This window comes from Streptomyces sp. NPDC048171 (assembly GCF_043202655.1).
Lineage (GTDB): Bacteria > Actinomycetota > Actinomycetes > Streptomycetales > Streptomycetaceae > Streptomyces.
Genome location: NZ_JBIDAU010000004.1, coordinates 106935 through 119892 on the forward strand (window position 1 = coordinate 106935; position 12958 = coordinate 119892).

Here is a 12958-nt window from a genome sequence, read left to right on the forward strand (position 1 = left end):
GGTCATGCCGGGAGCGGGTACTTGATGGTGTTGACGAAGACGGCACCCATGAGGTCGACCTTGATCGCCTTGATGTTCACGTTGGCCACGGAGGTGACCGACACGAGTCCCGTGGCGGTGAGCGTCATGGCGCCGGTCGCGTTCATGAGCAGGGCCCCCATCGCGCTCACGTTGACCGTGCCGGCCATCGACTTGAGGTTGACCAGGCCCCGTCCCTGGAGGAGGAGCGGTCCGCCGCTCTTCACCGTCACCGACCGGCGTCCCTCCAGGGTGAGGTCCATGCCCGCCTCCACCGACACCGAGCGGCTGCCGGTGATGCTGACCGAGCCCTTGCTGTCGACGGTGATCTCGGTCTTGGTGCGGTCCAGGTTGATGGTCAGCTTGTCGTTGCCGCTGGCGATCCGGACGCCCTGTTTGCGCATGCCGGTCCGCTGGCTGAGCAGGTCGACGCGGTTGCCCTGGCGGTCGGACAGGGTGTGCCGGGTGGCCTGCTTCTTCAGACCGTCGTGCAGCGGTACGTCGTTGACCTTGGTCGGCAGGTCGCGGCCGTTGTAGAGCCCGCCGATCACGAAGGGGTGGTCCAGCGCCCCGCGGTCGAAGGCGACCAGCACCTCGTCGCCGACGTCCATCGGGAAGACACCGCCGCCGCCCTTGCCGCCCAGCTGCACGCTGCGCGCCCAGTCGCTGACGTAGGTGTCGTCCAGCCACGGGAACTGGAGCTTGACCCTGCCCTGCTTGAGGGGGTCCTGCACATCGGTGACGAGGGCGTTGGCGACGCTGGGCAGCCGCAGCGCGCTCGCGGGGTCCGCGGCACCGCCGCCGCCGCCCGAGGCCAGCCCGTACAGGGAACGCCACTGGCGTCCGCTGACCGTGACCCAGGACTGGTAGGGCTCGCTGTCGCCGAAGTGGTGGCGCACGGAGGTGACGGTGTACTTGCCCTCGAAGGGCTTGCCGACGTCGCTGAGCGCCACGGGCACGCCGGGCCGCAGGTCGGGGCTGCCCGTCACCGCGATCTCCAGCTCGGCGAAGGAGGACGTGACGTCGGCGGCGAGGGCCTGCGCCGCGTGCCGGACCTCGTCCTGCTTGTCGTAGGGGTTGGCCGTCTCGACGAGTTTGGCGGTCTTGAACTTGCCGGCCGCCTCGCCCGGCGTGGAGCCGATGCTGATGCCCGGGTCGGTCGTGGCGGGCGCGACCTCGGTGATCTTCTTCTTGGTGGTGACGTTCCAGCCCCGCGACTCGACCTTGCCGACCTGGTCGGCGGCGGTCACCGCGGCCCGCAGCCGTTTGATGTCGTGGCGGGCCTGGAGGACGAAGGCGCTCTTGTCGCCGTCCGTCTGCGGGGAGGGCGCACCGGCCGACGGGTTCGGCTTGACGAACCGGAACTTCCCCTTGGCGTCCACGGACATGACCATGTTGTTCTCGTCCGCGAGCCGGGCCAGGAAGTCCCAGTCGGTGACGTTGGACTGGCTGATGAACCCGTAGGTGCCCTTCGTCGGCTGGATCCGGCCGATGGAGACGCCGTCCATGGCGGCGAGCTTGCGGGCGATGTCGGAGGCCTTCTGGTTGCGGTACGCGGCCACGCGGCGCTGGCGGACCATGCGGTGCCCGAAGTCGTAGCCGCGGATCACGGTGTAGCTGCCGGTGCCGTCGTAGTCGGCCTCCATGGCGGTGACCTCGCCGGTCAGCAGGGGCTTGCCGACGCCCTGGCCGTCGGCGACCGGGGTGATGACCACCCTGGTGCCGAACTTGACGCCCAGCTTGCCGAGGACCAGGTGGTCGGGGTCGCGGAAGGTGAGGCGGAAGGCGGCGGGCACGTTCATGCCCTGGTCGACCCAGCCGTCGACGAGCATGAGGGCGATGTCGTCGGGCAGCTTCGCGGCACCGATGCGCACCTGGACGATGCTGGAGAACGCGGGACGCACCATCAGTGAGGCACCTCCTCGGTGGCGGGCAGCATGAGTTCGGTGCCCGTCGGCAGACGGGACGGGTCGTCGATGCCGTTGGCCTCGGCGATCGCGCGCCACGCGTTGGCACTGCCGTACTCCCGCCAGGCCAGCGACTGCAGCGAGTCGCCCGCGACGACCCGGTGCACGCGCTGGGCGGTGAGCGCGCCCGAGGTCGGGTTCTGCCCCTTGGTCGGGCCGGGGATCTCGACCAGGTGCACCTGGCAGGTGGCGCGGATGGGGATGCCGGAGGTGCCGAAGAGGGTGTACGACGCCTCAATGGAGGCGACGTACGCGGTGAACCGGGCCGTGGAGAACGAACCCCACTCGAAGACCACCCAGGGCGGCGACGGCTGGTCGGCGGCGAGGCTCTTGGCGGTCACCTCGCAGCACTTGAGGAGCGACTCGACCTTCTTCAGCACCGTGTTGCCGTTGGGCTTGGTGGAGGAGTCCAGGAAGATCTCCAGCGTCATCTCCCGCGGCTCGGCGCCCATGAACTGCGGCTTCGCGGCCTTGCGCACCGCCGCCGTCGGGGTCGCCTGCCACTGGGTCCGCTGGGTGAGGGACAGTTGGGCCGGGTTGAACTCGAAGCCGAAGGTCCGCATCAGCGCACCGGGCGTGGTGCTCGTGCCGGTGGGGGGCTCGTGGATGGCGAGGTTGGCGCGTACGAGGCTCTTGCCGGCGCCCTTGCTGCCTTTTGCCATGGGTCTTCCTCTCAGTCCCTCGGCGCCGTCAGTCGGTGAAGCCGTGGTGGGCTATCTCAAGGACCTCGTTGGCCACGGCCGGGTTGTTGGGGTCGAGACTCGGGCCCTGCCAGCTGACGGGCAGTACGTCGATCAGCCCCCATCGGGCGACCAGCGACCCGTCCGCGCGCAGCGCCGAGATCTGCGCGGTGGGCCGGTTGATGCCGGTCTGCACGGAGGAGATCCACTTGGCGACCTTGGCGGTGTCCGGCGTGATGGGCCGGGTCAGCCGGATGTTGGAGAAGGACACGCGGGTGGGCAGCTGCCACACGAAGCCGTTGTTGCCGCCCTCCTGCCGCTGTTCGATCTCCACCTGGGACGACAGGCCCTCGCACCCGTTGAAGTAACCGAGGCTCTCGCCGTCGATGGCGAGGCTGAAGAAAACCGTGGAGCCCGGATCCTTGCGGGACATCGCGAGTGGGCCTTTCTGTCGGGTGTGCTGGGGAGGTCGCCGGTCAGCGGGGGTCGCGCAGTCTGCCGATCCGTTCACGGTCCATGCGCAGTTCCGTGCGCACGAGCCGGGTGACGCGGCCGATGATCCGGTTCACCAGCGCGTCGAGCTGGAACTCGGTGAGCTGATTCGGGTCGAGCCCGCCCTCCGGGACGCTCGTGTATCCGGGCGGCGGCTCCGACGCCTCCGGACGCCGGGCGGAACCGGCCGACTGGGCGGGCGGGTCGTTCGGCGGGGACGTGGGGCTGTAGGCCGGGGGCGGGTCGTCCGGCGGGGCCTGCTGTGACGATCCCTGGGTCCGGTTGAGCGGGAGGACCGCGGCGTGCGCGGCCGCGGCGGCGAGGGTGCGGGTGGTGCGGCCCCGGCTGAGGCCGAAGAGGCGCTGCACCGGGGGAACGGAGGTGGTGTCCGGGGCCGGGGCCGGCTGCGGGGCGGGCGCGTGCAGCGGGGTGGCCGGGGCCGGTGGGGGAGGAGTCAGGGGCGCCACGGGGAGCGGCGTGGCGGTGGCGGTGGCCGCGGGTGCCGTGGGCCGGCGCAGCGGGACGGCCTTGGCGGGCGCGGGGCGGCCTGCCGCGGCGCGCTGGACGGTCGGGCCACCGGCGACGGGCAGCGACGGCGCCGGCGGCGACGGCGGGGCGAGGACGGCCGGTGCCGGGGAGAAGGAGCCCGGGGAGGGGAGCGGAGAGGCCGTGGTCGGGAAGGGCGTCGATGCCTGCGCCGCGACCGTCGGCGCGGTCCCGGTCACGGCGGGAGGGGCGGTGACCGTCGGCAGGGTCGTCGTGACGGTCGGCGCGGTCTTCGTGACGGTCGGCGCCGCGACCGGGGCGACGGCTCGCTGGACCGGCGGGTCCGTACGGCCGCCGCTGAGCGGGGCGTTCGAGACCGGTGCCGGTGCCGGTGCCGGTGCCGGTGCCGAGGCCGAGGCCGAGGTGATCGGCGTGGTGTCCGAGGGCGGCGTGGAGAGGGGCGCGCCGAGGGAGGAGCGACGCGGGGCGGGGGCCGACGGAGACGGGGCCGACGGGCCCTGGGCCGCGGGGGGCACGGGCGCCTGCGGGGCGGTGGAGGGGAGCGCGGTCGGGCGTACGGCGTCGGCCGGTTTGGCCGTGGTGGGGGCTCCGAGCCCCGGACGGCGCGTGGCGCTGCGCTGCACCGGGCGGGTGGGGGGCACCGGCGGGGCCGACGCGGGCGCCGGGCCCCCGGCGGGCGGCTGCGGCTGCGGTGTCTCTGCGGTGCGCTCCGTGGCGTGCTGCACCGGGGGCCGCGTCGTGCCGGTCGGTATCGACGTGTTCGTGGCGCGCTGGACCGGGGGGACGGCCGCCTGGGAAGGCTGGGTGGGCTGTGCGGGCTGCGGTGCCGTGGGGCTGCCGGGGGACGCCGCGCTCCGCTGGACGAGGGGCTGCTGGGCGCCCGTCGGGGTGCTGGGCCGGGCGGCGGGCTCGGGCTGCCGGTTCGCGGGCGGGGGCGTCGGGGAGGGCCGCTGCGCAGCGGTGGGCCCGTCGCCGGTGCCCGTCGGTCGTGCGGCGGAGGGTGTTCCCGTACGGCCGCTGCCGGGCGCGGGGTTGACCGGGCCCACGGCACGCTGGACCGGCGGGGCGGGGGTCACGGGGGCGGGCCGGGTGACGGCTCGCTGGACCGGGGTGCCGCTCGGCGCGGTGCGGTCGGGTGCCGACGGCGTGCGGTCGGCGGCGCCGGAGGGGCGGTCCTGCGGGGCGGTGCTCCGCTGGGCCGGGGTCCCGGGCGCCGTGCCGCCGCTCGTCGGGGTGGATTCCGGCGAGGGGGATGGCGTGGGCGTGGGCGTCGGTGTCGCCGTGCCGCTGGTCCGGGGCGTGGGGTTGGCCGGGGTGGAGGAGGCCCGCCGCTCGGAGCCGCCGGTAGCGCCGCGGTCGGCGCGGGAGGCGGGCACGGCTCGCTGCACGGGGAGGTCGCTCCGGCCGCTCGGCGCGCTGCCGGACCGGGGAACGGCCCGCTGCACCGGCGTGTGCGGCGCCGCGTCCGTGCCGGGGGCGGACGCGGCGTCCCCGCCCGGACGGGAAGCGCCGGAACCGGAGCCGGCACGGGAGGGCGCCTCGGTGCGGGGGTGCTGCTCCGGCACCGCCCGCCGCACGGGGGAACCGGTCGTCGTGGGCTCCGGTGCGGTGGCGGGCCGGCGCTCACCGGGGTCGGCGGCCCCGGCTCCAGGGGCGGGGTCGGGACGGGTGGCCGGTGCCGGGCCGGACCGGGGAACGGCCCGCTGCACCGGCGTATCGGACGCCGTACCGCCCCCGGACGGCGAGGTGGTGCCTTGGGCCGGAGTGGGCGGGGTGCCGGTCGGCGCGCCCTTGCCCGCCGCGGGTGCGGGCCGGTTCGGCCGAGGTGACGCGGCCCGCTGGACCGGCGCACCGGACGCCGTGCCGCCGCCGGACGGCGAGGACGCGCCCTGGGCCGGAGTCGCCGGAGTGGCCGCAGAGGTCGGAGTGGCCGGACCCGCCGAAGTGGTCGGCGGTGCGTCCGGCGTAGTCGGCGCGCCCTTGCCCGGCGTCGGGGCCGACCGGCTCGGCCGAGGTGACGCGGCCCGCTGGACCGGCGTACCCGAGGAGGCACCGCCGGCCGGGGCCGGGGAGGCCGGACTGCCCGAGGCCCGCGTCACACGCTGCACCGGAGGGGCGGGCGGGGTGCCCGGCGTACCGGATGCCGCGCCGTCACCGGACTGCGAAGAGGAGCCGCGCACCGGGGCGTTGGAGGCCGGGGCGCCGCCGGAAGAAGCAGGCGGACGGGGGACCGACCGCTGGACGGGCGGGTTGGCCGGGGAGTCGGCGGCGGCCGGGCCCTGCTGCTGCGGGCGCACGGCCCGTTGCACCGGGGTTACCGGGGGCGCCACGGGCGGCGTGGCCGCGGCGTCGCCGCCGGAATCGCCGGAAACAGGGGCCGGGGCGGCGGGCCCGGCCGGTGCCGAGCCGGGTTCCGCTCGGTCGCCGGCACTCGACGAGGGCGCCGTACCGGAGGACTTGGCAGGGGCGTCGGCGGTCCGGCGGGTCGAGGGCAGGGCGCGGCGCTGCACGGCCGGCGACCCGGACGGGGCCTTGGTCAGCGGTTGCCGCGGGCGGGGCGGCGCGGGCGGCACCGGTGTCACGCGGACACCACGGGCCGCCTGCGGCGAGGGGTTCACGGGTGCCGCGGACGACGTGGACGATGTGGACGACGCGGACCCGGTGGAGCGCGACCGCTGGACCGGCGCGGCCGGCGCGGGCGACGACGGGGCCGGTCCACCGCCGCGCGCACTCGGCGCGGCGGGAGCCGCGCCCCTCGCACCCGGACGGGCCGCCGGACCGGCGGACGCCCCCGCGCGCGCACCCGGCACGGCGGGACCGACGGACCGCGCCCCCGGCGCCTGAGCGGTGGAAGCCGTCGGCGTCGGGGTGTCCGCCGGTATCGCCCGCAGCGGGGCGACCGGCATCCGCTGCACCGGCGGTGCGGCGGATGGCGAGGCCGACGGCAGTGACCGCGCGGGGTGTTCGAGACCGGCCGCCGGACGGGACGGCGTGCCGACCGCGCCGGACAGCATGCCGTCGCCGGACGCGGGGTCGAGGACCGCGGGGGACGGCGCCCCCGTGAACGACGGGTTCTGCCACGTCGGAAGGCGGCCGCCGAACCCGGCGTCCGCCACTCCCGTACGTGCCGTACCCGTCGCCCGCTGGATCGGCGGCAGGCCCGTCCACGCGGCGACGGCCACGGGTGCGGGAGCGGGCGCGGGCGTGACACTCCCGCCCGTGCTGCTCCCGCCCGGGTCCGTACCCGGGTCGGTACCCGGGGGTTCGGGCGGGGGCGTGGTCCCGCCCCCGCCGACGCCGTCCCGACGGCCCCGCAGCCGGTCCAGGAATCCCACGATCAGCCCTCCGCCATGCCACGCGTCACGAGGGACGCGATCTGGTCCGTGTACCGGCGGCGGTCCTGGTGCTCCAGGTCCAGGATCGCCTCCAGGCCCCAGTGGAAGTGGTAGGCGACGTACGCGATCTCCTCATGCAGCCGGTCGGTCGCGTACGTCACGATTCCCCCAGGCGGCTCCCGCCGAGTTCCACCTCGAAGGGCTCCGAGCAGTGCGGGCACTCGACGGCCGCGCGGGTGTGCCCCTCCGCGTTGATCTGGCGGTAGAAGTCCTGGAGGAACGCCAGATCGGAGGCGAACATGTTCTCCACGATCCCGTCGTGCACCATCGACAGCGTGCCCAGCCGGGTGATGACCCGGCCGAGCAGCACCACCGACAGGTACGCCGGGTTCTCCTGCACCCGCACGTCGCGCAGCGGGATCAGCTCGTCCCGGGCCGTCGACAGGCGCATCACACCGTCCCGGTGGACCGTGCCCGACTCGTCGACGTACCCGCGCGGCAGCTCGAAGGGGAACTCGGTGCGCAACTGCTGCCGAGGCGCCGTCGCGGCAGGTGTCTCCGCGGGTGCGGCGGCGGGAGCCGAACGGGGGAAGTCCGCTCCCACCGCCGCGGTCTGAGGGGCCTCGGAGGCCGCGGGGGCCGCAGGCGCCCCGCCGGCCGCACGCCGCATTATTCGACGACCAGTTCTTCGAACACGATGGTGACCGTCTCGGTCAGCGCGGAGGTGTCGCCCGCCTTCACCGTGCTCGCGTCGATCTTGCTGCACCAGGCGTTGCGGAGGTTGTACCGCTTCACCGGGTTGTCCTCGTAGTCCATGAGGATGATGGAGGCGTTCTTGCGCGCCGTGCTCATCCGGCCGTTCATGGAGTCGTTGATCCACTGGTTGAACGACGAGGACTGGGTCATACCGCGCACGACGGTGCACTGCCCGTCCTTCTTGTTGCCCGGCAGGACGGCCGTCTCCGCCTTGCCGGTGGCGCTGTTGTTCTGCGGGTACTTGATGACGTCCTGTTCCTGCGAGAGGCCGCTGACCTCGGCGAGGTACTCGACCATCACTCCGTCGATCTGGAGGCCGAAGTTATTCGCTGTGAGGGAGTCACCCGGCATGAGTGCCATTGGTTCGCTGTCCTTCTAGGTGTCTGAGTGAAAGGAAGAGGCGGGCGGTGCTGAGGGGTGCAGGACGCGGGTCCTACTCCTCCAGCTCACCGCTGCCGCTGGAGAACTGGGCCAGCCGGAAGATCACGAACTCGGCGGGCTTGACCGGCGCGATGCCGATCTCGCAGATGACCCGGCCGAGGTCGACCGACTCCGGCGGGTTGGTCTCCTCGTCGCACTTGACGTAGTAGGCCTCAGCCGGGCTCTGGCCGAAGAGGGCGCCGCTGCGCCACTCGTTGACCAGGAACGCGGACACGTTGCGGCGGATGCGGGCCCAGAGGTTGTGGTCGTTCGGCTCGAACACCACCCACTGGGTGCCGATCAGGATCGACTCCTCCAGGTAGTTGAAGTACCGGCGGATGTTCAGGTAGCGCCACGCCGGGTCGGAGGAGAGGGTGCGCGCACCCCAGACGCGGATGCCGCGGCCGGGGAAGGAGCGGATGCAGTTGACGCCGATCGGGTTGAGCAGGTCCTGCTCGCCGCGGGTGATCTGCAGCTCCAGGTCGACGGCGCCGCGCACGACCTCGTTGGCGGGCGCCTTGTGCACGCCGCGCTCGGAGTCGTTGCGGGCCCAGATGCCGGCGACGTGGCCGCTCGGCGGAACCAGGCGGGACTGGCCGGTCGCCGGGTCGAAGGACTTGATCCACGGGTAGTACAGCGCGGCGTACTTGGAGTCGTAGCCGGCCGTCTCCTGGCGCCAGACGCGGATCTGACGGGCGTTCTGGCCAGGCGGCGGGTCGATGATGGCGACGCGGTCGCCCATCAGCTCGCAGTGGGCTATGAGACCGAGCTGGACGGCCTTGACGGACTCCAGGTCGATCGCGCCGCGCTGGTAGGCGGCCATCAGGTCGGGCACCGCGACCATGGAGATCTCGTCGATGGCCTCCAGACCACCGAAGCCGGTGCGGTCCGAGGAGTCGCCGAGGTACTGGGCCGGGCCGGGGTGCGCGCTCTCGGCCTGCTCGACCGGAACGGCGGGGGAGGCGGACGGCGGCGCGGGCAGCGTCAGGGTCTGGTTCTCCGGACGGGCCAGCTGCGCGGACGGCGCGGCCTCGGTCACGGTGATGAGCTTGGAGCGCTCCTTGACCTGGGTGACGACGTAGGAGCGGTTGCCCTTCTTGGCGCTCACGTCGAAGGTCTCGACGGCCTTCTCGCCGTCCTTGACGATCAGCTTGAAGCGCTCGGCGGGGCCCTCGCCCTCGGGGTCGGCGACCTCGACGGTCAGCGGGCCGGTCTGGCCTTCACCGGTGGCGGTCACGGCGAACGTGCCGAGCTGCTTGGGCTCGGCGGCGGGCAGGGCGGCCTTGGCGGCGCTGCCGGTGACGGCGGCGGGGGCGGCGGAACCGTCCGTGGCGTCGCCGGCCGCGTCCTCGGCCGAACCGCCGACGCGGACGACGTAGGCGGCGGAACCGCCGTTGTTGAAGAACCCGTAGACGGAGTGCGCGAGGTAGTACCCGCCGGTGAAGTCACCGAACGCCGCGACGTACTGCGTCCAGTTGGTCACCAGCGTGGGCTCGTTCAGCGGGCCGGTCGGGGCGAGACCGACGAAGGCCGCCACCGAGGTGCCCACCCCCTCGATCGGGCGCGAGCCGCTGGCCACCTCCTCGACGTAGACGCCGGGCGACAGGTAGGACGGCATGCTCTGCTCTCCTCGGGGTACGAGACAGGACGCCCCCCAGCTTCACGCGCGCGTTGCCGCCGTCGAAACGTCCTCGGGGGCCGGTCCAGGGGCATGACTGCTGCCCCCTCTCGTGCCCGTTGGGGCAGAGTCGTCGCCCTTCTCTGTGGAATGCGGCCATTTTTGCTTCAACATCTTGTGTTGAGTGCCAGTTCGCCAGGATGTCATCCCAGGTTCACGAGGAGGAGTTGTCCGTGCCGGACCGCTTGCACGAAACGCAGACCCCTCGCACGGACACCGCTTCTCCGGCTCGGCGCCTCCCCCGGCAGACGCAGCCTTCCATGGCCTCCTTGCAGGCCCAAGCGGGCAACAGGGCCGTGGCCGAGGTGGTCCAGCGCTCGGGCGGCGCGGACCTGCTGACCGGACGCGCCCGGTCGAACTCCGCTCCGGCCGACCTGCGGGGTGCCGCCGCCTCACGGGAGCTGGCCGAACAGGAGGAGCAGCGCCGCCGGGTGGGAGCGGTGAGCGCGGAGGCGGCCGCGGCGGGTCGCCGACGGCCGGAGGCGGCGGCCGAGCGGCGTCGACGGGTGGGGGCGGTGGCGTCGGAGGCGGCGGCCGAGGGCCGTCGGCGGGAGGAAGTGACGGAGGCGCACCGGCAGGTGGGTGCGGAGGCGGCCGCGGCGGGTCGCCGGCGGCCGGAGGCGGAGGCGGAGCGGCGCCGGCGGACGGCGGCGAGGATGAACGCGGTCGCCGCGGTGCACGGGCAGGCGGAGGAGGCCGCGCGCCGTCGACAGGGGGCGGTGACGGAGGTGGAACCGGCCCCGCCGGAGCCGGTGGTGGCCGAGAGGGAGCAGGTGGTGGCCCCCGCGGAGCAGATCGTGGCCGAGGAGGCGCCGGCGGCGGAGGAGGCGCAGGTCGTGGCCGAGGAGGAACGGGCCGCGGTGGCAGAGGAGCGGGAGGCGGCCGAGGAGCAGCGGAGCCAGGAGGAGGTGGAGCAGCGCCGACGCGGGCTGCGGCAGCGCCTGGCCGCTTACGGGGCGAAGCTCGGACGGGTCAACGAGAAGGTCGACCAGCTCCTGGGCACCGAGGCCAAGGCCGACAAGTCCAAGAAGGTCCTCGACACACCGGACACGATGGCCACCCGCGTCAACGCGCCGACCGAAGCCGGCGTGAGGACGCAGGCGAAGGCCACGTCGGACACCGGCGAGATGCAGACCACCGCGGTCATGGGACAGGTCGGCAGCGGCATCAACTTCGTCACCGACGCCCTGGGAGTCATCAACGACCTGCGCACCCTGAACACCGCGCGCAAGAGCCGCCACGACACCGGTCCGGCCTCCCACAAGTCCAGGAAGGACATGAAGGGGAAGCCGCTCGGCGTGGCATCGAGCGGCAGCATGGTCGTCGGTGACCTCAGCAGCATGGCCAACGCCGCGGTGAAGAACTCCGGCAACCTGAACGGGGTGACCGCCCTCGGGGAGCTGACCGGCGGTGCCACCGTGGCCTTCTCCATGATCGCGGTGCTCAGGGAGATCCCCGCGGTCTGGAAGACGTACACCAAGAAGAGCCGGCTCAAGGCACTGGACCTGGAGGCCCCGGACGCGGCGCCGATGGCGGCCGACATGCTCCAGGACGTACTCGACCAGTTGGGCCGGGCGCAGGCGCGGCTGGGCGCGGCGACAGCCGAGCAGACGCGGGCAACCGAAACCGAGATCGGCGAATTCGCGACCCAGGTCGCCCGGCTCAACGGTCAGTTGCAGGCCGAGATCGTCGGGCTGCGCCAGTACGCCCGCCACAAGCAGCACACCAAGCTGGCCAAGCGCGTCGCCAACCTGGGCGGCAACTCGGTGCGTACCGCCGCCGGCGGGCTGGCGATCGCGGCCGCCGCCGGGGCGGTCAGCGGTCCGGCGGCACCCGCCGTGGCCGGTGCGGCCGCGGCCCTCCTGCTCGGCAACGCCCTCTACAAGGGGGCCCGGGCGGGCTCCAACCGCTACGTCGAGGCCCGGCATCCCGACCGGTGGGCCCGGCCCACGCTGGCGCAGGACGAGAACGAGGCGGAGCGGACGGAGGGGGCCGAGGCGACAGGCGTCCGACGGCGCGATGCCGTCGCGGAGTTCTTCAAGGTGACGAAGTCCGTCAAGCAGGGCGAGCGCCACCACATGGCGCAGAAGCTCTACGCGCTCGCGGCCGGTCCGGACGTCCGCGTGGGCAGGGACGTTCCGGAGGACATCCGCCGGTCGGCGCGCGCCCTGCTCGTGGTCCTCAAGGCGGGCCCGGCCCAGCACCACCGGTCGGAGGAGGAGTGGGCGGAATCGCTCAACGACCCGGCGCAGCAGGGGGCCTGGGAGAAGGAGATCACCAACCAGCTCTCCTCGGGGTGATCCGCCGCCTGCCCTCAAGCCTGCCCTCACGGCCGTTGCGCGGGGCGGCCGGCCCGGGTAGACCTGCGAGAGTCCCGTCCTGTGCCGAGCCACCATCCGCCGAGGGAGCGTTGTGCGCGCACACGAGAACCAGGCCGACCAGCAGACCGGTGAGAAGCGCCCGGCCCGCCGCGCCTCCCCGCTCGGCAGCACGGCCGACCGGATGCTGACCCTCCAGAACCAGGCCGGGAACGCGGCGGTGAGCAGTGTCGTCCAGCGCCGCTTCGACGCGGAGCAGCATCAGCACGGCGCCGGCTGCGGGCACGACGGGATCGACGACAGGAGCCCGGAGGGACAGAGCCAGCTCCTGGCCGCCGCCAAGGAGACGCCCTCCTCGTCGCTCCCCGGGTCGTTCCTCGCCAAGGCGACGTCGTTCTACCAGAACCCGAAGATCGCCGAGGGCCGGGTTCACAGCGACGCGATCGCTCAGCGTGCGACGGCGGCCATGGGCGCCGAGGCCATGACGATCGGCATGGACGTGTACCTCGGCCCGTCCGCCATCGGCAACGAGGGGATCCTCGCCCACGAGGCCAGCCACCTCGACAAGAACAGCAAGGGCATCAAGGAAACGGGAGTCAACAACGGCGCCGGCCCCTCCCACACGGATCCCGGGCAGAGCTCCGAGGTCGCGGCGGTGGCCGACAGCGCGGCCTTCGAGTCCGGCGTCGACGTCGCCCCGTCCGTCGTCGCCCAGCGGTCCGCCGAGGAAAGGGACTAGTTCCCGTCCCTCGCCGGTCGGCCCGTCGGGGCAACGTGCCCTGCCCTG

At 73.8% G+C, this 12958-nt stretch carries 11 protein-coding genes; 3 read left to right on the forward strand and 8 right to left on the reverse strand.

The features are described 5' to 3' along the window. Positions 1-2: 2 nt before the first annotated feature. The 4 genes from ACGF3J_RS12290 to ACGF3J_RS12305 are packed head-to-tail and all read right to left on the reverse strand — an operon-like array spanning position 3 to position 3882. Positions 3-1925 (reverse strand): VgrG-related protein, encoded by a 1923-nt coding sequence (locus tag ACGF3J_RS12290; protein WP_161328097.1) that lies wholly within the window; start codon positions 1923-1925, stop codon positions 3-5. After that, positions 1925-2647 (reverse strand): LysM peptidoglycan-binding domain-containing protein, encoded by a 723-nt coding sequence (locus ACGF3J_RS12295; RefSeq protein WP_125495521.1) that lies wholly within the window; start codon positions 2645-2647, stop codon positions 1925-1927. The genes ACGF3J_RS12290 and ACGF3J_RS12295 overlap by 1 nt, the downstream gene beginning before the upstream one ends. Positions 2648-2675: 28 nt before the next feature. Further along, positions 2676-3098: a phage tail protein gene (locus ACGF3J_RS12300; protein WP_161328098.1), complete on the reverse strand. Its 423-nt coding sequence runs from the start codon at positions 3096-3098 to the stop codon at positions 2676-2678. A gap of 43 nt (positions 3099-3141) precedes the next feature. After that, entirely contained in the window at positions 3142-3882 is a 741-nt protein-coding gene (locus tag ACGF3J_RS12305; RefSeq protein ID WP_393854088.1) for a hypothetical protein, read from the reverse strand. A gap of 13 nt (positions 3883-3895) precedes the next feature. Here ACGF3J_RS12305 and ACGF3J_RS12310 point away from each other — a divergent pair, with 13 nt between their 5' ends. Further along, positions 3896-6508 (forward strand): hypothetical protein, encoded by a 2613-nt coding sequence (locus ACGF3J_RS12310; protein WP_393854089.1) that lies wholly within the window; start codon positions 3896-3898, stop codon positions 6506-6508. A gap of 493 nt (positions 6509-7001) precedes the next feature. Here ACGF3J_RS12310 and ACGF3J_RS12315 read toward each other — a convergent pair whose 3' ends face one another. The 4 genes from ACGF3J_RS12315 to ACGF3J_RS12330 all read right to left on the reverse strand — a co-directional run bounded on the left by ACGF3J_RS12315 (position 7002) and on the right by ACGF3J_RS12330 (position 9793). Then, positions 7002-7160: a DUF6760 family protein gene (locus tag ACGF3J_RS12315; protein ID WP_185832758.1), complete on the reverse strand. Its 159-nt coding sequence runs from the start codon at positions 7158-7160 to the stop codon at positions 7002-7004. Beyond that, positions 7157-7669 (reverse strand): hypothetical protein, encoded by a 513-nt coding sequence (locus ACGF3J_RS12320; protein ID WP_161326049.1) that lies wholly within the window; start codon positions 7667-7669, stop codon positions 7157-7159. The genes ACGF3J_RS12315 and ACGF3J_RS12320 overlap by 4 nt, the downstream gene beginning before the upstream one ends. Further along, a complete protein-coding gene (locus ACGF3J_RS12325; protein ID WP_125495634.1) occupies positions 7669-8115 on the reverse strand; it encodes a phage tail protein in 447 nt (148 codons plus the stop codon). The genes ACGF3J_RS12320 and ACGF3J_RS12325 overlap by 1 nt, the downstream gene beginning before the upstream one ends. Before the next feature lie 73 nt (positions 8116-8188). After that, complete coding sequence (locus ACGF3J_RS12330; protein ID WP_161326050.1) at positions 8189-9793, reverse strand: phage tail sheath subtilisin-like domain-containing protein; 1605 nt, start codon at positions 9791-9793, stop codon at positions 8189-8191. Positions 9794-10113: 320 nt separating this feature from the next. Between ACGF3J_RS12330 and ACGF3J_RS12335 the strand changes: the two genes are divergently transcribed. Together ACGF3J_RS12335 and ACGF3J_RS12340 are read left to right on the forward strand one after the other, a co-directional pair. Continuing rightward, a complete protein-coding gene (locus tag ACGF3J_RS12335; RefSeq protein ID WP_393854090.1) occupies positions 10114-12153 on the forward strand; it encodes a hypothetical protein in 2040 nt (679 codons plus the stop codon). Positions 12154-12265: 112 nt separating this feature from the next. Beyond that, a complete protein-coding gene (locus ACGF3J_RS12340) occupies positions 12266-12910 on the forward strand; it encodes a DUF4157 domain-containing protein (RefSeq protein WP_393854091.1) in 645 nt (214 codons plus the stop codon). Positions 12911-12958: the final 48 nt, after the last annotated feature.